The sequence below is a fragment of the Nocardia sp. NPDC004260 genome, assembly GCF_053603155.1.
Window position 1 is genome coordinate 40349 of the sequence record NZ_JBSGEZ010000030.1, and the last position, 18842, is coordinate 59190.

Annotated in this window: 17 protein-coding genes; 14 read left to right on the plus strand and 3 right to left on the minus strand. The window is 68.8% G+C overall.

The window, feature by feature from the left end:
• Positions 1–93: 93 nt before the first annotated feature.
• Positions 94–1611, minus strand: coding sequence for a sugar transferase (locus ACWEO7_RS19090; protein ID WP_452424870.1), 1518 nt, complete (start codon positions 1609–1611; stop codon positions 94–96).
• Positions 1612–2060: 449 nt separating this feature from the next.
• On the opposite strand from ACWEO7_RS19090, the gene ACWEO7_RS19095 reads away from it, so the two are divergent.
• The 4 genes from ACWEO7_RS19095 to ACWEO7_RS19110 are packed head-to-tail and all read left to right on the plus strand — an operon-like array spanning position 2061 to position 5801.
• Positions 2061–3341 carry a methyltransferase domain-containing protein gene (locus ACWEO7_RS19095; protein WP_452424871.1) on the plus strand — a complete coding sequence of 427 codons (1281 nt, stop codon included), beginning with the start codon at positions 2061–2063 and terminating at the stop codon, positions 3339–3341.
• Positions 3341–4114 (plus strand): glycosyltransferase family protein, encoded by a 774-nt coding sequence (locus ACWEO7_RS19100; protein WP_356963304.1) that lies wholly within the window; start codon positions 3341–3343, stop codon positions 4112–4114. Before ACWEO7_RS19095 ends, ACWEO7_RS19100 begins: the two co-directional genes overlap by 1 nt.
• Positions 4093–4761 (plus strand): PIG-L deacetylase family protein, encoded by a 669-nt coding sequence (locus tag ACWEO7_RS19105; protein ID WP_452424873.1) that lies wholly within the window; start codon positions 4093–4095, stop codon positions 4759–4761. Before ACWEO7_RS19100 ends, ACWEO7_RS19105 begins: the two co-directional genes overlap by 22 nt.
• Before the next feature lie 5 nt (positions 4762–4766).
• On the plus strand, positions 4767–5801 hold the full coding sequence (locus tag ACWEO7_RS19110) for an NAD-dependent epimerase/dehydratase family protein (protein WP_452424939.1): 1035 nt from the start codon (positions 4767–4769) through the stop codon (positions 5799–5801).
• On the opposite strand, the gene rfbC is transcribed toward ACWEO7_RS19110, so the two are convergent.
• Positions 5779–6342 (minus strand): dTDP-4-dehydrorhamnose 3,5-epimerase, encoded by a 564-nt coding sequence (rfbC, locus tag ACWEO7_RS19115; protein WP_379249802.1) that lies wholly within the window; start codon positions 6340–6342, stop codon positions 5779–5781. The genes ACWEO7_RS19110 and rfbC overlap by 23 nt on opposite strands.
• Positions 6343–6356: 14 nt before the next feature.
• Here rfbC and ACWEO7_RS19120 point away from each other — a divergent pair, with 14 nt between their 5' ends.
• Together ACWEO7_RS19120 and ACWEO7_RS19125 are read left to right on the plus strand one after the other, a co-directional pair.
• The gene (locus ACWEO7_RS19120; RefSeq protein WP_452424874.1) at positions 6357–7478 is read left to right on the plus strand and encodes a class I SAM-dependent methyltransferase; all 1122 of its coding nucleotides are present in this window, start codon (positions 6357–6359) and stop codon (positions 7476–7478) included.
• A 60-nt stretch (positions 7479–7538) separates the two neighbouring features.
• On the plus strand, positions 7539–7682 hold the full coding sequence (locus tag ACWEO7_RS19125) for a hypothetical protein (protein WP_450016819.1): 144 nt from the start codon (positions 7539–7541) through the stop codon (positions 7680–7682).
• A 42-nt stretch (positions 7683–7724) separates the two neighbouring features.
• Here the strand turns inward: ACWEO7_RS19125 and ACWEO7_RS19130 are convergent, their stop codons facing one another.
• Positions 7725–8543: a glycosyltransferase family 2 protein gene (locus ACWEO7_RS19130; protein WP_452424876.1), complete on the minus strand. Its 819-nt coding sequence runs from the start codon at positions 8541–8543 to the stop codon at positions 7725–7727.
• Between the two features lie 260 nt (positions 8544–8803).
• Between ACWEO7_RS19130 and ACWEO7_RS19135 the strand changes: the two genes are divergently transcribed.
• The 8 genes from ACWEO7_RS19135 (at position 8804) to ACWEO7_RS19170 (ending at position 18780) form a co-directional block, all read left to right on the plus strand.
• Positions 8804–9880, plus strand: a complete 1077-nt coding sequence (locus tag ACWEO7_RS19135; RefSeq protein WP_452424941.1) for a glycosyltransferase family 4 protein — start codon at positions 8804–8806, stop codon at positions 9878–9880.
• Positions 9877–11007: a glycosyltransferase family 4 protein gene (locus ACWEO7_RS19140; protein WP_452424878.1), complete on the plus strand. Its 1131-nt coding sequence runs from the start codon at positions 9877–9879 to the stop codon at positions 11005–11007. Before ACWEO7_RS19135 ends, ACWEO7_RS19140 begins: the two co-directional genes overlap by 4 nt.
• Positions 11008–11153: 146 nt before the next feature.
• The gene (locus tag ACWEO7_RS19145) at positions 11154–12425 is read left to right on the plus strand and encodes a lipopolysaccharide biosynthesis protein (protein ID WP_452424943.1); all 1272 of its coding nucleotides are present in this window, start codon (positions 11154–11156) and stop codon (positions 12423–12425) included.
• Entirely contained in the window at positions 12422–13438 is a 1017-nt protein-coding gene (locus ACWEO7_RS19150; protein ID WP_452424880.1) for a CgeB family protein, read from the plus strand. The genes ACWEO7_RS19145 and ACWEO7_RS19150 overlap by 4 nt, the downstream gene beginning before the upstream one ends.
• An 83-nt stretch (positions 13439–13521) precedes the next feature.
• A complete protein-coding gene (locus tag ACWEO7_RS19155) occupies positions 13522–14787 on the plus strand; it encodes a hypothetical protein (RefSeq protein ID WP_452424882.1) in 1266 nt (421 codons plus the stop codon).
• A gap of 11 nt (positions 14788–14798) precedes the next feature.
• Positions 14799–16064 carry a Wzz/FepE/Etk N-terminal domain-containing protein gene (locus ACWEO7_RS19160; protein WP_452424883.1) on the plus strand — a complete coding sequence of 422 codons (1266 nt, stop codon included), beginning with the start codon at positions 14799–14801 and terminating at the stop codon, positions 16062–16064.
• Positions 16061–17419 (plus strand): glycosyl hydrolase family 28-related protein, encoded by a 1359-nt coding sequence (locus ACWEO7_RS19165; protein ID WP_452424885.1) that lies wholly within the window; start codon positions 16061–16063, stop codon positions 17417–17419. The genes ACWEO7_RS19160 and ACWEO7_RS19165 overlap by 4 nt, the downstream gene beginning before the upstream one ends.
• Positions 17416–18780: a GNAT family N-acetyltransferase gene (locus ACWEO7_RS19170; RefSeq protein ID WP_452424887.1), complete on the plus strand. Its 1365-nt coding sequence runs from the start codon at positions 17416–17418 to the stop codon at positions 18778–18780. The genes ACWEO7_RS19165 and ACWEO7_RS19170 overlap by 4 nt, the downstream gene beginning before the upstream one ends.
• Positions 18781–18842: the final 62 nt, after the last annotated feature.

Here is an 18842-nt window from a genome sequence, read left to right on the forward strand (position 1 = left end):
ATGCGGTTGTGCTCAGCCCGGATCGCGCGCGTTCTCGACGGCTCTACGCGAGCGGCCGTCGGAACATCCGACTACCGCCGGCCCGCAGGGGCTTCAATACGCTCCGTCACCCCGGGCCACCACACCGAGCGTGCGCGCGATCAGCCGCAGGTCCATCCGCATGGACACGTTCTCCACGTAGGACAGATCGAGCCGCACGGCGTCTTCGAGCGGAAGGTCCGACCGGCCACTGACCTGCCACAAGCCGGTCAGCCCTGGCTTCACGAGCAGGCGTCGGCGCATCATGTGGTCGTAGGTGTCGACTTCCCGCCGGACCTGCGGTCGCGGCCCGACCACGCTCATGTCGCCACGCAGCACGTTGAGGAACTGCGGCAGCTCGTCGAGACTGTACTTGCGCAGGAATCGTCCGACCGGCGTGACCCGGGGATCGCCCTTCAGCTTGAAGAAGACCGGATTTCCACCCTGCTGTGCGATCAAAGCTTCGGCATATCGATCGGCATCGTCGTGCATACTGCGAAACTTGATCATGCGGAAGGGCAGGCCGTATCGGCCGATGCGTTCGGACAGGTAGAAGACCGGGCCGCGGCTGGTGGTCTTCACCGCGATCGCGATCACGAGGAACACCGGCAGCAGCAGTAGCAGGCACATCGTCGCGAAGACGATGTCGAAGGCCGTTTTGCTGACCGACCGAGCCCGCTCGTACTGCGGTTCGGCGATGTGCATCATCGGCATTCCCGCGACCTGCCGATTGGTGAGGCGGGATATGGCGATGTCGACCGCCCCCGGCGCCAGCATGAACTCGACTCCCAGGGCATCCAGTTCCCAGGCGAGCCTGCGCAACTCGGTCGGGCCGAGATGCCGGGTGGGACCGATGGCGACGGTGTCGGCGTGCGTGTGCAGGACCGCCCGCAGCACGGCGCTGTCGTCACCGACGACCGCGACCGTGCCGCCGGCGAACGCCAGCGGCGCATCCCCTGATTGCCCACCCGGTACGCAGGCGCCGACAACGTTGTACCCGGCACCCGGGTCTGTGGCGAACGCCGCGGATATCGCCGCGGCCGCTTCGGCCGTACCGACCACTAGTACGGCCGAACGATAGCGTCCCCGGCGGCGTGCCCTGGCAAGCTGGTGGCGCCACCACAGTCGTCCACCGACCACCGCGAGTACGCCCGCCGGAAATGCGATCGCGAGATACCCTCGGGCGAACTTGATTTCGAGTGCCAGTGACGTGAATGCCAGTACGCCGAACAGGTGCATCGTCGCCGACATCAGCCGCCGGAATTCCTCGACACCGCTGCCGACCAGCTGCGGCGCACGGCTGCCCGCACTACCGAGGATCGCGAACCAGCCGATGACCAGCGCGCCCGACACCATCGTGTAACCGACCCGATACGGCCCTTCCCAGGCCAGCGGCGGAGCGCCGCCCTCATTGAAACGGATCAGCTGCGCACTCCCCACAGCGATGGATACGGCGGCGAAATCGGTGATGGCGAGGCGGCGTACGTACTCCGATCGCCAGGCCTTACGGGTCGAGACGGTAACCGGGGTAACCGTGAGGGATCGTGGGATTTCGGCGGTCCCATGCCATTCCGGGACAGCCTTGGATTTCATCAAGAGACACCCCTCCTGGGGCAACGGTGGAATTGCTACCCGATCCGAGGATCGGCTGTCCCGGCAGCGTCCCGACCGCCTCTACCGAGCGCTTCCTCGGCACTTGATCGGCAAGTGTCACAACATTTCTCGCCGGTCAGAAAGTGTGCGCGAGGCAGCGTGATCGGGATGTTAACTGATGCGAATCCACCCAGCGACTCACTGTGATACGCGTTTGGAATAACGCCACGAATCTGAATATGGAATGTGCTCTATATCACAGTTAGTAACGCGGATATGTAATCCAGCCGATATTGCCGTCGGTACGCTGAAGATCGCAACAGGTGCGGTCGGTACCACGAATGACGTTCTCGTCGCGCGCATCTCGTGATACGCCGGGCAGCTTCTGCTTCGGGTGCCGCGACAGGCGTTCCGGCGGGCCGGGGCGTTTCGAGCAAAGGATCGGATCTGTGCGCTGTCGACTCTGTGACTCCGACAGGCTGTCCAGCATTCTGGACCTCGGCGCCACACCGCCGTGCGAATCGTTCCTCACCGCCGATCAGCTCGACCTGCCCGAGCCGACCTATCCCTTGCACCTCAGGGTGTGCGCCGACTGCCTGCTACTGCAGATTCCGGCGCTGATCACGCCGGAGGACACCTTCACCGAATACGCCTACTTCTCCTCCTACTCCGACAGCTGGGTCCGGCACGCGGGCGAGTTCGTCGACACCGCGACCGCACGGCTGGGGCTGGGCAGGAACTCCTTCGTGGTAGAGGTCGCCAGCAACGACGGCTACCTATTGCGCCACGTCGTCGACCGCGACATCCGATGCCTGGGCATCGAGCCATCGGCCAACGTCGGAGCAGCGGCTCGCGAGTCGGGCGTGCCCACCGAAACCGCCTTCCTCGACGAGAATTCCGCACGTCTCATCCGTGCCGAACACGGACCCGCGGATCTGGTGATCGCCAACAACGTCTACGCCCACATCCCGGATCTGCGCGGGTTCACTCGTGCGCTGCGCATCCTGCTGGCGGATGACGGCATGCTGACCATCGAAGTCCACCATGCGCTGAACTTGGTCGAGTTCGGTCAGTTCGACACCATCTACCATGAGCATTTCCAGTACTACACCGTGCTGTCGGCGCAGCGTGCGCTCGCTGTCGCCGGATTGACCGTGGTGGATGTCGATCGGCTGCCGACGCACGGCGGATCGATCCGGCTGTGGGTGCGCCCCGATGCCGCCGCGGAGGCGGTGAGCGACCGGGTGCGGCTGGTGCTCGACCTCGAGCGTGCCGCCGGACTGCACTCGGTGGCCGGCTACACATCGCTGCGGGAGCGCGCCGAGTCGGTGCGGCACGAGTTGCTTCGGTTCCTGCTCGACTGCAGGCACCAGCGGAAGCGCGTCGCCGGATACGGTGCACCGGGCAAGGGCAACACACTGCTCAACTACTGCGGGATCCGACCTGACCTGCTCGAGTACACCGTCGACCGCAACCCCTACAAACACGGCAGATTCACACCGGGAACGCGAATCCCGATCCACCCGCCCGCCCGGCTCGACGCTGATCGCCCGGACGTGATCGTGGTGCTGCCTTGGAATCTCGAGTCCGAGATCACCGCACAGCTGCGGCATGTCGCCGAGTGGGGCGGTCGGCTCGCCTATCCCTTGCCGGAGCTGCACGTGATCGACCCGGCGTTCCCGGCCAGCACCGTGCAGGCCGGAGCCGAGTCGAAAGGAAACCGGCGCTGATGAAAGTCGTCTTGTTCTGCGGTGGCTACGGCATGCGCATGCGCGGAGGCAGCGATGACATGGTGCCCAAGCCGCTGCAACTCGTCGGCCCCCGCCCCTTGCTCTGGCACGTGATGCGGTACTACGCGCACTACGGCCACACCGAGTTCATCTTGTGCCTCGGATACGGCGCCGAGCACATCAAGAATTTCTTCCTCACCTACCGGGAGTCGGCGTCCAACGACTTCGTGATCCGCAACGGCCGGGTCGAATTGCTCGGCAGCGATATCGATGACTGGACGATCACGTTGGTCGATACCGGCGTTGAGTCGGCCATCGGGGAGCGCCTGCGCCGGGTGCGCGAGCATCTCGGCGACGACGAGCACTTCCTGGCCAACTACGCCGACGTCCTCACCGACGCTCCCCTGGACGAGATGATCACCCAGTTCCACGCTTCGGGGGCGGCGGCATCTCTCATGGTGGTGCCGCCGCAATCGTCGTTCCACTGCGTGGACCTCAGTCCTACCGGCGAGGTCAAGGACATCGTTCCCGTGGCGAATATGCCATTGTGGGAGAACGGCGGCTACTTCGTGCTCGGCCGGGAGATCTTCGACCTGCTGCCACCCGGTGGAGATCTGGTGGAGGACGCCTGCGGAGCGCTCGCCGGCCAGGGCCGGTTGTTCGGCTACCGTCACGACGGATTCTGGAAGCCGGCGGATACATTCAAGGAACGCGCCGAGCTCGACGCGGCCTACCACAGCGGACACCGGCCATGGATGGTGTGGGAGCCGTGATCGCGCTGCTTCCCCCGCGGCCCGCCGAGATCGCCCTGCTCGGCGCGCACTGCGATGACATCCCGATCGGGATGGGCGCCACGCTGTTGTCGCTGACTCGCGCCCATCCGGGTATGCGGGTGCGCGCGCTGGTCCTCTCCGGTGCGGGCACCGAGCGCGAAGAGGAGGAACGGGCGGCGCTCACCGCCTTCTGCGCGGGACGGACACCGGAGTTGACGGTGCTCGACGTCCCGGACGGACGAGCACCGGCGCACTGGGATCGGATCAAGACGGCCGTAGCGGAGTTTCGCCGGGCGGGTGAACCGGACCTGGTGTTCGCCCCGCAACCGGGCGACGCGCACCAGGATCACCGCACGCTCGCGGAGCTGGTGCCGACCGAGTTCCGCGACCACCTGATCCTCGGCTACGAGATCCTCAAGGCGGAGGTCGACACACCGGCGCCGACCGTGTTCCACCCGGTCGACGCGGAGCTGGTCCAGCGGAAATCGCAACTGCTGCACCGGCATTACCCGTCCCAGACCGGTCGCGACTGGTTCGACGAAACCGCGTTCCTGGCCCTCGCGCGGATCCGCGGCGTGCAGTGCCGCACCGAGTACGCCGAAGCCTTCGTGGTGGACAAAGCCGTCATTCGATGGGAGAAGCAGTGACAACGATGCGAGTCCTGGTCACCGGGCATCAGGGATACCTCGGCACCGTCATGGTCCCGATACTGCGGGCCGCCGGGCACGAGGTCATCGGGCTCGACACCGGCTGGTTCGCCGACTGCCTGCTCGGCGAGTTCTCCGGTGACCCGGTGGGTCTGCGCCTCGATCTGCGATCGGTGGGGATCGAAGACCTTCGCGGCATCGATGCGGTCGTCCATCTCGCCGCGCTGTCCAATGATCCTTTGGGCGCGCTCGCGCCGGAAGTCACCCACGAGATCAACCATCGCGCCTCGGTGCGGCTGGCTCGGCTCGCGAAAGAAGCCGGTGTGTCCCGGTTCCTGTACGCCTCCACCTGCTCGGTGTACGGGGCCGCCGGAGACGAGCTGGTGACCGAGTCGGCGCCGCTGCGGCCGATCACCCCGTACGCCGAGTCGAAGGTGCGGGTCGAAGACGACGTCGCGGCGCTGGCCGACGACCACTTCGTTCCGGTGTTCCTGCGCAACGCCACCGCGTTCGGATTCTCGCCTCGCCCCCGCGCTGACATCGTGCTCAACAATCTCGTCGGTCACGCCGTCCTCACCGGTGTGGTCAAGGTGCTCTCCGACGGCACGCCCTGGCGGCCGCTGGTCCACGCCCGCGACATCGCGGCAGCCTTCGAACGCTGCCTCACCGCACCGGCATCGGCCGTCGCCGGCCGGGCGTTCAACATCGGGACCGAGCGAAACAACCTCACCGTTGCCGAGATCGCCGAGTCGGTGGTGGCCACCGTGCCGGGGTCGCGGCTGCTGGTCACCGGTGAGACCGGGGCCGACCCACGCTCCTACCGGGTCGACTTCTCCGCCGCTCGCGCGGTGCTCGGGTTCGAGGCGCAGTGGTCGGTGCCCGACGGCGCCGCCGAACTCTACCGGGAGTACACCGAACGCGGCCTCACCCAGGACGCCTTCTTCCAGCGATTCACGCGACTCACGTGGCTCCAGCGGCTGCGCGCGTCCGGCGCGCTGGACCCGCGGCTGTGTGCGGTCACCGCGCCGGCGACAGGGTAGCCCGCAGATGCTCCCATCGTCCCGCGTTCGCGTCGCGATCCGACACCACCGTCACCGGCAGGGGCCAGGCGATCGCCAAGTCCGGATCATCGAAGGCGACGCCGAGATCCTCGGCGGGATCGTGCGGCCGATCGATGCGGTAGCACACGTCGGCGGTGTCGGTGAGCGCTTGGAATCCGTGCAGGAATCCCGGCGGCACGTACAGGTGCCGGAACTCCTCGTCGTCGAGCCGGAACGCCTGCGTCCGGCCGAACGTCGGCGACGACGGCCGAATATCGACCAGCACGTCGTGCACCGCGCCGTGTGCGCAGCGGACCAGCTTGGCCTCGCCGCGCCCGGATCGGCCGTGCATGCCGCGCACCACCCCCCGGCGCGACCGGGACTGCGAGTCCTGCACAAAACTGGCGGAAATTCCCGGAATCCCCAGGTGGGAGTCGAATTCGGCGGCATCGAAGGTCCGGGTGAAAAGGCCCCGGTCGTCCCGGACGGGCGCTGGGATCAGCACCACCACGTCGGCCAGGTCGGTCTGCTCGATACGCACACCGGCATCGTGTCATGACCGGCCGCTGCCGCGCCTGCTCCGGCGCCGTTCTGCACACCGTCCTGGATCTCGGGACGGTGCCCGCAGCCGATGATTTCCCGCCCGCGGCGCGGCCGGTGACGCAGGCGGAGACCACGCATCCCCTGCGGATGGTGTGGTGTGCGCGATGCGAGCTGGCACAACTCGCCGAAGACGACACCGTGGCGTCCGAACCCCGTGGAGTGGAGCCGCAGGCCCTCCGTGATCAGGCCGCTGACGCGATTGCGCGGGTCGACGCGGCCGGCCTGCTGCGCGGCAACACGGTCATCGAATTCGGCAGTCCGCACGGTGGTTCGTGGCTGCCGCTGCTGGCCGAGCGTGGTTGCGCGGAAGCCGACGCGGCGCGGGCGGACCTGGTTCTGGACTGTTTCGGCATCATGCACGAACCCGACCAGCGGGCCGCCTTCGCCGCCCGCGCCGCGGCCGTCGCCCCGGACGGGTTGTTGCTGTTGCAGTACCACTCGCTCGCCGCCATCGTGGCACAGCGGCAGTGGAACGCGTTGCGCCACGGGCATTTCGCGTACTACTCCCTGCATGCACTGAGCCTGGCGCTCACGGCCGCGGGCATGGGCGTGACCACCGCGTGGGAGTTCGACCTCTACGGCGGGACGGTGCTGGTGGCAGCTCGGCGCGGCCCCGCCACGCCCGACCACACCGTGCGCGAGATCCTGTCCCGCGAACGAGAGCTCATCACCTCGGAATCGCTGCGCCTGCTACAGCGGTCCGTGGACGATCACGTGCGCGCGCTGCGGAACTGGCTGGTCGATGCGGCCGCAGCCGGGCAGCGTGTCTACGCCTACGGGGCCGCGTCCCGGGCGGTTGCCCTGCTGTCGCTGGCTGGTGCGCACCAGGGGCTCGTCGCCGGCGTCGCCGACGTCGCGCCCGCCAAGCAAGGATGCCGAATGCCCGGCACCGACATCCCGATCATCAGCCCACGGGAGCTGATCGCGGCAGCACCCGACCGGGTGCTGTTGACGCTGCCCGACCTGCTGGGTGAAGTGTCGTCCGGACTTCCGGAACTCGACGGTCGCTGGTTCCTCGACGATCCCCGCGGACCCAGAAAAGGAGGTGTGGATGACGGAACCCCCATCCTGTGACCCCATCCCGACAGACACACCCCCCGGCCAGCAGTTCACGAGCGAAGGACAGCCGTACCGATGAACACCACCCCTCGGATGCGCCGACACCGGCTGCACTGGCCGGCTTACTCGGTCGCACCGGCCACGGCGCTGATGATCGTGGCTGTCTTGCCGGTGTGCGGCGGCACCGCCGCTGTCTACGGCGCGAACTCGACGGTGTGATCGACGGTGGACGCTACCCGACAGAAGCAACCGCGATCGTGCTCAGCGGCCGACCGTGGCCCGCGCGCGCACCCGCAGCCGCGTCCCCAACGCCCGGACCAGGCGCAGATCACCGGCCAGCACGTCGGCCGGACGCACGAGATCCGGGTGATCGGTGCCCAGGCGATGATGGAATCGCAGCTGCTCGGTGAGCTTGCTACGGGTCGAGGTGCGACTGCACAGGTTGAACGAGGAGTTCCGCCACGCGGCGACGATGTCGCCGAGCCCGACGAAAGCGCCGCGGCTGCCGACCCGGGCGAACAGGTCCACATCCATCGGGAACACCAGGTCGCCGCGCAGTCCGCCGACGGCGTCGTAGTCGGTACGCCGGAACATGGCGGCCGCCGTGGGGCCGAAGTCGGCCGGTCCGCGACGCACGATCATCCGGGCCAGATGGCGGCTGCCGTGCCTGCCGACCAGCTGCGGCAGCCCCAGCCCCGTCTCGAGGATGTCGCCCGCCTCGTCGATCACGTCGAACCTGCCCGCGCACAACGCGATCGCGTCGTCGTCGAACTCCGCCGCCTGCGCGGTGAGGGCGCCGGGACGCAGGATGTCGTCGGCGCAGACCACCTTCACGAGGTCCCCGGTGGACTCCCGGATCGCCCGGTCCCAATTGGCGCCGATCGGCAGTACCCGATCGTTGCGCAGCACACGCACGCGCGGATCGCGCCGCGCTCGCGCGATGTCACCGGTGCGGTCGGTGCTCGCGTTGTCGAGGATCACGACTTCGAAATCGAGATCTTGGGCCAGCACCGAGTCCAGGGTCGCGGAAAGAGTTCGTTCCGCGTTGTAGGCCGGCACGCACACCGACAGTTTCCGCATCCCAAGCCGCCCCTTTGTCAGAATCGCGATCGGACATTGCCTCGTAATTGCCGAAACTATGCCACATTTCACCGCGAGTTGGCATCTGCATTCGGAATTCCCAGTGCTGGATATCGGTTACCGCACCTCTGCGCGACCAGGATGAATCCGGTGTGCAGCCTTATACTTTCCGGCCGTGAACGAGTTCGGCGGACGACTTCACGGTGCGGCGAACGGGACGAAGGGATCGGGTCATGACGAGTGCGTCCGGCGCGGTGAAGGTGCACATGACCGGATCGGAATGGTTCGGCGCCGCGCCCGGCGGCCTGGGCCGATATTTCACGGACTTGCACGGCGCTTTATCGGACATCCCAGGGATTTCGATGTCGGCCGCGGCATTCGGCCTGCCCGACCGGACGCATGCCGGAGCCCGATCCTGGGGGCCGGTCGGCGGGTCCACCCTGCGCCGCGCCCGCACCGCGTTCTGCGCTCGCGACGCATTGGACCCCGGCACGGTCGTGGATCGCCACTTCTGCCTCTACGGCCCGTGCGCCCGGGACCGGCGTGGTCGCCGGCTACCACTCGTCGTGCATTTCCACGGCCCGTGGGCAGCGGAAAGTCGAATGCACGGACAGCATCCCGTCGCAGCCTTCGCCAAATACCTCATCGAACGTATGCGATACGTTTGCGCGGATCGTTTCGTTGTGCTCTCGGAACACTTCCGCAACGTGCTGTGCGACGATTACCGCATCGCGCCCGATCGTATCGAGGTGATCGCGCCCGGGGTCGATCTCACACGGTTCCGCCCCGCCCCGGTCCCCGCGTCTGCGCCGGTCGTGCTCTGTGTGCGTCGGCTGGAGCGCCGGATGGGGATCGATGTGTTGCTGCGCGCCTGGCCCGCGGTGCTCGCCGAACACCCGGAGGCTCGTCTGGTCATCGTCGGAACCGGCAGCGCCGAGGCGGATCTCCGGCGCGGAGCCACCGAGGGTGGGCTCGACGGCAGTGTCGAGTTCACCGGCCGGATTCCCGACCATGAGCTGGCCGCCCGCTACACCTCCGCCGCACTCACGGTGGTGCCGACCATAGCCCTGGAGGGATTCGGCCTGATCGCCCTCGAGTCGCTCGCCGCGGGCCGGGCGCCGGTGGTCACCCGGTGCGGTGGTTTGCCCGACGCCGTGCAGGGCCTGGATCCGTCGCTGATCGTGCCGCCCGGCGACCCCACCGCGCTCGCGGCTCGGATCAGCGCGGCGATCGCGGGCTGTCGGCCCACACCGGCGCAATGCCGCGCCCACGCGGAGACTTTCAGCTGGCATGTCGCCGCCCGGCGGCACGCGGCGCTGTACCGGGAGCTCGCATGAGCGGACCCGCCGTCTTCCTCGGCCACACCGCCGCGCCCTCCGGGGCCGAATTGGCCACCCTGCGGCTGCTGCGCGCGCTGCGGACGCAGGGCACCGAAGTGGCGCTGGTGTGCACCGAGGACGGCCCGGTGCTGGCCCGCGCCCGCGACGCGGGGATCGAGACTCGTGTCGTGACAGGCCGATTCGACAGCCGGGCGATGACCACAGGATCCGGCCCGTTGCGGCTGATCACCGGGTTTCTCGCGCTGCTGCGGCTGGGCTGGACGGTCGGCGGAGCGGTCCGCGAGCTGCGCGCTCGGGTATTGGTCGCGGAGAGCAGCAAAGCGCTCGTGCTGGGGGCGGTCGCGGCCCGCCGCGCGCGGGTGCCGCTCGTCTGGCAGGTCCACGACCGGGTGTCCCGGGACTACTTCGGCTTGCTCCCGGCCACCATGATCCGGCTGCTGGCCGCCCTGGTCTGCCGGGGAGTGCTCGCCAACAGTCACGGCACCCGTGCCACGCTGCCCGCGCGTGTCCCGGCGGCCGTCGCCTATCCGGGCGTCGCCCTGCCTGCCGCACCGCCGTCGCCGCGCGGCCGCGTGGCCGCCGAGGCGGTCGTGGTCGTCGTGGGACGGCTGAGCCCTTGGAAGGGTCAGGACGTCTTCCTGCGAGCCCTGGCGGCGGTGCCGACCCCGCCATCCGCGGTGTACCTCGTCGGCGGGACGTTCTTCGATGAACAGCCGTTCCAGCAGTACCTGGAACGACTCGCCGACGAACTCGGTCTGGCCGTGACCTTCACCGGTCACGTCGACGACCCGGACCGGTACCTCGCCGAGGCCGACGTGCTCGTGCACTGCTCGGTACTGCCCGAGCCGTTCGGGCAGGTGGTCGTGGAGGGTATGGCCGCGGGCTGCGCGGTGATCGCGACGGTGCCCGGCGGCCCGGCCGAGATCATCGACGACGGGCGTACCGGCCGATTGGTGCCTGCCGGTGACGAAGCCGCCCTCACCACGGCTCTCACCGAACTGCTCGGCGATCCAGCCGCACGCGCCCGGATCGCCGCCGCGGGCGCCGACCGCGCGCGCGACTTCGACATCCGCGCCACGGCACATGTGGTCACCCGTTTTCTCGACGAGGTGGCGCCGCCGTGACCGAACCCGATTACCTGGCCACGCTCACCACCGACGTCTTCCCCCGGGTCGAACTGCCCCCGCGCCCCGGCGGGGTGCACCGGCGCGCCGACGGGGCGCGCGGGCCAGGAGGTGGTGGCGCGCACAGCAAGCCGAGCCGGTTCGAGGTGCTCGGCGACATCGCCCTGGTGAGTTTCGGCAGATACGGTCAGTACATCGTCACGGTCGTGACGGTGCCGTTGATCGCCCGGGTGCTCGGCGCCAACGGCCTCGGCCTGCTCGCCATCGGCATGTCGGCCTACTTCATCGGCTCGCTCGTCGTGGATCTGGGAGTCACGCAGTTCCTGTCCGCCCGCGTGCCGGAGATCAACGCGCGCAAGGACACTCGCTTGCGGGAGATCAACCAGCTGCGCGGCGACTATCTGGCCATCCGGCTCACCACGGCGACGCTGTTCGGTGTCGCGCTCGCCGTAGCCTCGGCCGTGCGCGTGCCGGAAGCAGCGCAGATGGTGCTGCTCGGGCTGTTCGTCGGTGGCTTCTGGTCCCTGTCGGAGGACTGGCTGCTGATCGGTGAGGGACGATTCGGCACCTCCACCGCGTATCAGACCATCGGCCGGCTGTGCTATCTCGGGCTGCTGGTCGGTTTGCTTCCCCAGCTACCGAACTCGCACATCGCCCTGCTGTGCTTACTGCTGTCCTCCGTGCCGACGGTGGCGTTGACCTGGTGGGACGCCTGGCGCCGGTACGGGTCGCCGACCCGTCCTCGCTACTACGGGGTCGTGCTGCGCCGCAGCGTGCCGGTGTTCGTCTCCCGATTGCTGGTCACCGGCTACGGTCAGGGCGCGGCGACGCTGTACTCGACCGTGCTCGACGCCGTCTCGCTGGGGCTGTACTCGGCGGGCGACCGCCTCGTGCGCGCGGTCCAATCACTGCTCGACGCCATCGGCTTCGCGCTGCTGCCACGGATGGCCCGGCGCGGCGACGATCGCGGGTTCTGGCGGCACAGTCTCCAGGCGCTGGCCGTGACGGTCGCCGTCGCCGCGCTCGCTTCGGTCGGCATCTGGCTGGCCGCGCCACTGCTCATCCGGCTGGTCTTCGGTACCGAGTTCGCCGCGTCCACCGGCCTGTTGCGGATCGAGGTGCTGATTCTGCCCGCCACGACGGTCACCTCCTTCATCACCACGGCCATCCTGCCGGTGCGCCAGGACACCACCGGCGTCCTGATCGGCGCGCTGCTGGGGACTCTGGTCGCCGCAGGCGCACTCGTGCTGACCGTGCGGACCCGCTCGGTACACACCCTGGTCTACGGCCTGCTGGTGGCCGAAATCACCGTCGCCAGCTGGCATCTGCTGCGGGTGCGCTTCCTGACGCGCCGCGACCGGGCCGAAGCCGACACCGTGCCCCTGCCGATCGTGCCCCGGAAGGAAATCCGAACATGAGAATCCTGTTCGTCGGCGACGACTGGCTCGGCAGCAACGCGCGTTCGCTGGCCGACGGCTTTCGTCAGGCCGGCCACGACGTGCTCGTGGTCGACTCCACACCGGTGACCCTTCCGGCCAGGCTGTCGCCGCCGTGGGTGTACGCGAAGGCGACCGGTCGGCGCGACCGGCGCACGGTCGAACGGGTACACGCCAGGATCGAACGAAACGCTGCCACATTCCGGCCCGAGATGCTGTTCGTGTTCAAGGGGATCCATCTGGACCAGCAGCGACTGCTCGACATCCCCGCCGCATTGCATGTGCACTACAGCCCCGACGACGTGTCCAATCCCGAGAACCTGACCGATGCCTACCTGGCCGCCGAACCCGGCTGGGACCTCATCGTCACCACCAAACAGCACAACGTGCCGGAGTTGCTGGCGCGTGGCGCCCGTGCCGCGCGCTTCGTGCTCAGCGCTTACGACCCGGCCTGGCATCATCCGGCGGCGCGCCGAGGCGCGGGTGATCATCTGGTCGGTTTCATCGGAGTGTGCCGACCCGACCGACGCGCCGAACTGGTGTCGCTGGCTCGCCGTTACGGACCGCGCCTGCTGGTCCGCGGCCCCGGCTGGCGCCGCGTTCCTGAGTTGCGCGCCACCCGCGCCGTCGTCGGCGGCGCGGTGTACGGTCCGGATTACTCCGCGGCGGTCGCCGAGGTGACAGCCAATCTGGTGCTGCTCAACTCCGCCAACCGCGACACCCACACCTGCCGTACCTTCGAGGTGCCCGCGGCCGGTGGATTGTTCGTCGGTGAACGCACCGGCGAACACGCCGAGCTGTTGCGCGACACCGTCGAGTGCTTCCTGTTCGACGGCACCGACGAACTGGTATCGATTCTCGATTGGGTGGCCGCCCACCCGGAGCGGGCGGCCGAGGTCGCGGCGGCCGGGCACCGGCGGATCACCGCCGCGGGGCATCGTTACGTGGATCGTGCCAGGCAGATCGTCGGCCTCGCCGCGGAGGTCGGGAACTGAACGCCTACACCGATATAGCCGCCGTCGCGGCCGCGCTGGTCACGGTCGCGACGGCCGCGCTGTGGGTTCCCGGCATCGCCCGCGTGTTCTTCATCGCGCAGGCCCTGTTCTGGTCGCTGTCCTACGTGGCGCGGCCGCTGGTGCTGCTCGCGGTGCGGCCCGACCCGCACTACGGCGACAACATCTCCGACCCCCGGCTGGCCGGACTGGGATACGACCGCGGGATCGGTCTGGTGCTCGACCACGTGGTGTTCGGCTTGTGGTGTTACGCGCTACTGGTCATCGGTTACGCGCTCTGGCGGCGGCGGCACCCCCCGAGCACCGTCCCGGCCGCGGTCGAAAACCCTGACGTGATCCCGACGCTGATCGTGCTCTATGCGCTCGGACTGTTGGGTCGGGCGGCATCGGTGGCCACCGGATCGCTGGGTGCGGCCGGTGAGGTCAGCAGCGGCAACCCCCTGCTCAGCTTCGTCGCCACATTCGCCGGGATCGCGGCGCTCGGGATGATCGTCTTCCTCCGGCCCGCACGGCCACAGACCACGGCCCTGGTGCTCGGCGCGCTGTTCGCGGGCGAGCTGTACTGGTCGTCGGCCGTGCAATCCAAGACACCGATCCTCGCCGCCGCACTCGCGCTGGCCGTGCGGTTTTCGATGCTCGGCTGGAACCGGCGCACCACGATCGGCGTGGCGCTGATCGGCGTGCTCGGCGTCGCCGGATTCGGCTGGCTGCAGTCGTTCAAGAACTCCGGCACGGCCGCGCTCGACGCCACCGTCGTCGACTCCCGCTACCCGGAGAACGTCCGGCCGTTCCTGAGTATCCTGCGTCGCTTCGACCTGCTCGAAGCCGCCACCGACGCCTACTTCGTCGGTCCAGGGGGCTGGCTGTCGCCCGGCGAGGTTCTCCACCACGCGAGCCTGAGCCTGATCCCGGCGCAGGTACTCGGTATCGAGAAGCTCCAATCCGGTACGGCCTGGGCGAACGACGTGCGTGGCGCGTCGGTGGACATGAGCACCGTGTCGGTGTCCCTCGCGGAGGGCAACGTGAACGAAGGCTATTTGCTCGGCGGCGAGGCAGGCGTGTTCGTCGCCGTCGTGTTCACCTTCGCGCTGCTGCTCGCGTGGGAGCGCTCACTGTATTCGCGGTTCTTCCCGGTCCTCGTGCTGGGGCTCGCGATCACCGGCGCCTCCACCCTGTTCGAACGCGGGATTCTCGGCAGTTTCGAGAATCTCGGCAAGTTCGCCCAGTCGGCCGTGCTCGCCTGGTTCGTCCATCTGATCGTCACGGAATTTCGCCGCCGCCCGACGCCGCTCCCGTCACCGGCGCACGCTTCAGCAGTTACGAAGACATGAGGTCGCAGTTCATGGGTTTGATCGATATCTGGCATATCGTCCGGCGGCGGTGGGTGCTGATCGCCGCCATCGCGCTGACCGTCACGGTGGCCGGCGCCTGGTACGCCTCGTCCCGCGCCGTGACGTACGTGGCCAGCAGCACGATGTACGTCTCGATGGCCACCGGCACCTCGGTCAACGACTCCTACCAGGGCGGCCTGGCGGCCCAGCAGCGCGTGCGGTCCTATCTCGAACTGGCCACCAGCGCCGCGGTAGCTGAGCGAGTCGTCCACGACCAAGGGCTGACGGAATCGCCGGACGAGTTCCGCGGCCGGATCACCGCCTCGTCGCCGCCCGCAAGCACGATCCTGGAGATCGCGGTCTCCGCGCCCACCGCGCAGCGGGCGCGTGATCTCACCGACGCCACGGTCGCTCAGTTCCGGGCTCTGGTCGACAGTCTCGAATCGATCGAAACAGGCGCTGCTCCCGCCGCCCGCGTCTCGGTCGTCGACCGTGCCCGGCTACCGGCCGCTCCGGCAGGCCCCGGCACGAGCCGGTTCGTCGCCATGGGCTTGTTCGGTGGACTGCTGCTCGGCTTCGCGGCCGCATTTCTGCGCGAACGCACCGACCGGCGTATTCGCACCAGTAGCAACCTCGCCGAGGTCGCGCCGGTCCCGGTGGTCGCCGCCTTCGACCACGGAGAATCCACCTCCGAGGCGGCCCGGCGACTGCGTAATCACCTGCGGGGCGCCCAGATCATCGAATGCACCAGCCTCACCGACCGATCACAATCAAAGGTGGCGAACACCCTGGCGCTGGCCTTCGCCGATGCCGGTCATCCGGTGATCCTCGTCGACGCCGACACCTCCGGCGACGGAAGCTCCGGCACGGTGCCCGGTCCAGGCCTCACGACGCTGCTGCGCGGCGGTGTACCGCTGGACCGGGCGATCACCGAGGACTGGGGCGGGACCGGGGTCGCGGTGCTGCCGATCGGGCACATCGAGCCGGATACGTCCGACCTGATCGCCTCGGAACACTTCGCCCATCTCATCGCCGATCTGCGCGAGCGCTATTACCGCGTGATCATCGAGACCGCACCGGTCAGTCGTGCCGCCGACGCGGTCGCCGTCGCGCCGTTGTCCGATGCCGTCCTCGGCGTCGCCGATCTCGGCAGCCTCACCGAACCGCAGCTGCGTACCGCCCTGACCGCGTTCGGCACGGCCGGGCCGACCGGCGTGGTCGGCTACCACGCGCCCGGATCGGCGGCGGACCGACTGGTGGGATGGTTGAGGGTATGAGCGACGACATTCTCCGGCGGCGCCGCTTGCTCGCCGCGACTTTGGGTGCGGCGGCAGTACTTCCGATCACCGCCGCTTGCACCACAGCCGAGCCGGACGACCCGCAGTTCCGGTCGCCCACCACCGATGCGCCCGCGGCACGTAACGTCCGGGACTTCGGAGCCGTCGGAGACGGTATCGCCGACGACACCAAGGCTTTGGCCGCAGCCGTGGCCAAGAACCCGGACGGGCCGCTGGTGCTCTACCTGCCCGCCGGGCACTACCGGGTCGAGTCGATGCCCGATCTGCCGGACTACGCCACGATTCTCGGTGACGGCGCCGACGTCACCACGATCGTCTACGCGGGCGAGGGCACGCTGGTGCGGCTGCGCAAGCGCAGCCGGGTCCGTTTCGCCAGGCTGGGCATCTACACCACAGGTCCCGGCTCGACGGCGGTCGACCTGTCGGAATGCTTTCGCTGCTCCTTCGACGCGGTGGTACTGCGCGGCAATCACCTCAGCGACAACCATCCGCGGTACCTGACCCAGCGCGGCGTCGTGTTGCGCGACAACACCGGCGGCACCGCCTTCATCAACTGCGACATCAACAATTTCGGGATCGGACTGACCACATCCTGTATCCAGAACTACGTCACCTCCTCGAAGTTCACCAGTAACCACACCGGCGTCCTCGGCACCGGCAACGACCACAACGCCGGGCTGGCACTCACCAACGTCGAATTCGTCTCCGACCAGAACCCGCTCACCACCGACCGGCACCTGCGGGTCGACGGCGCCGCCAACGACTGGTGGCTGACCAACGTGTGGTTCGAAGGAGCCGAGGTCGCCGTGTCGGTCGGCGAGAACGGGCGCGGCGGGCCGGCGCAGTTCGGCATGGTCAACGCGAAGGTCGCGGCCCGTTCGGTCGGGATCGAACTGAATTACTGCCGACAGCCGTATCTGGCGAACGTGATCTTCGACGCGGAGACGCAGCCGCCGGGCATCCCGGTGCGCGTGGATCCGGTCGGCTGTCCCGAAGGCACCGCGGTCGGATTGATCTCGGGGATCACCGACGACATTCCCGTCGAGACGTTTCCGGTCGGCTGGAACGTCATCGGCCGCAAGGGCATGCGCACTCCGCGCTTCACCGGCACCGTGGTGTCCCAAGCGAGCCCGCACGGCGCGGACGTGTTCCAGGCGCAGAGCAGCGACGGCGCCGTCCGCGCCGCGGTGACCGCCGATGGAACCTGGGTCTGCGAGCGCGCCGACAACGGTCCGGTGCTCAAGGCGCCCGACGGCGGCTACTGGCGGCTCACGGTCTCCGACGACGGAAAGCTCGGCACGGTCGCGCTCGGCAGGAAGCGTCCCGGCGGATGACCCGACGACAATACCGCCGTATCGAAGCGCAGCCGACCATCACCGGTCCCCTCGGAACGCCGGTGCGGTTGCGGCCGCCGCGCTTCGACGACTTCGCTGAGTGGCGGCGGATCCGGCTCCGTGATCGCGCGATCATGGAGCCCTACTGGGTCAGCTCGGATCAGGACTGGCCCGACCGCCACACCGCCCGCCACTGGGTGCGGGAATGCCTCGACAACTGGGCCGAGGCACGCGCCGTGCGGCGGGTGAGCATGGTCATCGAGGTGGCCGGCCGGTTCGCCGGACAGGTCGAACTTGCCTCGATCGACGCGGCGGCGGGCAGCGCCGAACTCGGCATCTGGATCAGCTCCGCGGTCGCGCGCGGCGGTATCGGCGCTCTCGCCCTGACCATGATGGCGGACTTCGGTTTCGACAATCTCGGCCTCATGCGAATCACCGCACCGATCGCACCCGGCAACATCGCCGCGGCCAAGGCCGCAGCCACGGCGGGCCTGCGGTACGAAGCCCGGATGACCGCCTATTTCGATGCCGGTGGCGCACGCCGCGACCACGAGCTGTGGGCGGTGACCCGCCCCGATCGGCCCGACCGCGGGTTCACCGCCGTCTACCTGGCCCGGCAGCGCATCCACCCGACGACGACACAACTGCCCGCCGCCCCCGCTGTCCCGCACGGGCCGCCCCGCGTGAGCATCGCAGCCGCGCGTCTGCGGTACCAGCTTTCCCGATTGCGCCGGGTGTTCAGGTGGTTACGGGGCAGCGCCGCCGTCGCCCTCTCCGACTCCGATGACCGCGCCGGGGTGCTGGTGCGGTCACGCCGTGTCTCCGACTTCCGGCAGCGCCGCGCGGCCCGTATCCGCAACCGGGCGACGCTGGCACGTGATCCGCACATGTCACCGGCCGCGTGGCTGCGCCGACATTCCCTGCGCCACTGGCTGGCCGAACTCGCCGAAGCCAGGGCAGGCCTGCGTTCCGGGCCAGGGCTGACGCTGACGATCCTCGACGACGGCCGCTTCGTCGGCGAAGCCCGGCTGCACGGGCTGGACATGTTCGATCGCAACATCCGGCTCAGCGTCTGGACCGACGCGTCGGCTCGCCCGGAAACCCGCGCGAGCGTGCTCCGCCTGCTGGTGCGCCATGCGACCGAACGGCTGGAGATTCTCCGCGTCGCCATCGCGATCCCGGTATCCGACGTCGCCGCAGCGGCTGCGGTCGCCGCGGCCGGGTTCGCCGAGGAGGGGCGGATGCGCGGGCACCTCGATGTCTTCGGACCCCGCGGCGATCACGACCTCTGGGCGTACAGTCATCCGGCCCGCACGGCTGCCCCGGATGACGCGCCGGTCCGTGGGGAGCCGGTCCCGTGACTTCGGCGACCGGGCGCGCCCCGGCGCAGGACCCCAACACCTCCGGCCGGTCCCGCGACCTC

Bases quoted from the DNA above. Each gene is read 5' to 3' on its own strand.
- ACWEO7_RS19090 (WP_452424870.1), bottom strand. From the start codon at position 1,611: ATGAAATCCAAGGCTGTCCCGGAATGGCATGGGACCGCCGAAATCCCA.
- ACWEO7_RS19100 (WP_356963304.1), top strand. From the start codon at position 3,341: ATGAAAGTCGTCTTGTTCTGCGGTGGCTACGGCATGCGCATGCGCGGA.
- ACWEO7_RS19105 (WP_452424873.1), top strand. From the start codon at position 4,093: ATGGATGGTGTGGGAGCCGTGATCGCGCTGCTTCCCCCGCGGCCCGCC.
- ACWEO7_RS19110 (WP_452424939.1), top strand. From the start codon at position 4,767: ATGCGAGTCCTGGTCACCGGGCATCAGGGATACCTCGGCACCGTCATG.
- ACWEO7_RS19120 (WP_452424874.1), top strand. From the start codon at position 6,357: ATGACCGGCCGCTGCCGCGCCTGCTCCGGCGCCGTTCTGCACACCGTC.
- ACWEO7_RS19125 (WP_450016819.1), top strand. From the start codon at position 7,539: ATGAACACCACCCCTCGGATGCGCCGACACCGGCTGCACTGGCCGGCT.
- ACWEO7_RS19130 (WP_452424876.1), bottom strand. From the start codon at position 8,543: ATGCGGAAACTGTCGGTGTGCGTGCCGGCCTACAACGCGGAACGAACT.
- ACWEO7_RS19140 (WP_452424878.1), top strand. From the start codon at position 9,877: ATGAGCGGACCCGCCGTCTTCCTCGGCCACACCGCCGCGCCCTCCGGG.
- ACWEO7_RS19150 (WP_452424880.1), top strand. From the start codon at position 12,422: ATGAGAATCCTGTTCGTCGGCGACGACTGGCTCGGCAGCAACGCGCGT.
- ACWEO7_RS19160 (WP_452424883.1), top strand. From the start codon at position 14,799: ATGGGTTTGATCGATATCTGGCATATCGTCCGGCGGCGGTGGGTGCTG.
- ACWEO7_RS19165 (WP_452424885.1), top strand. From the start codon at position 16,061: ATGAGCGACGACATTCTCCGGCGGCGCCGCTTGCTCGCCGCGACTTTG.
- ACWEO7_RS19170 (WP_452424887.1), top strand. From the start codon at position 17,416: ATGACCCGACGACAATACCGCCGTATCGAAGCGCAGCCGACCATCACC.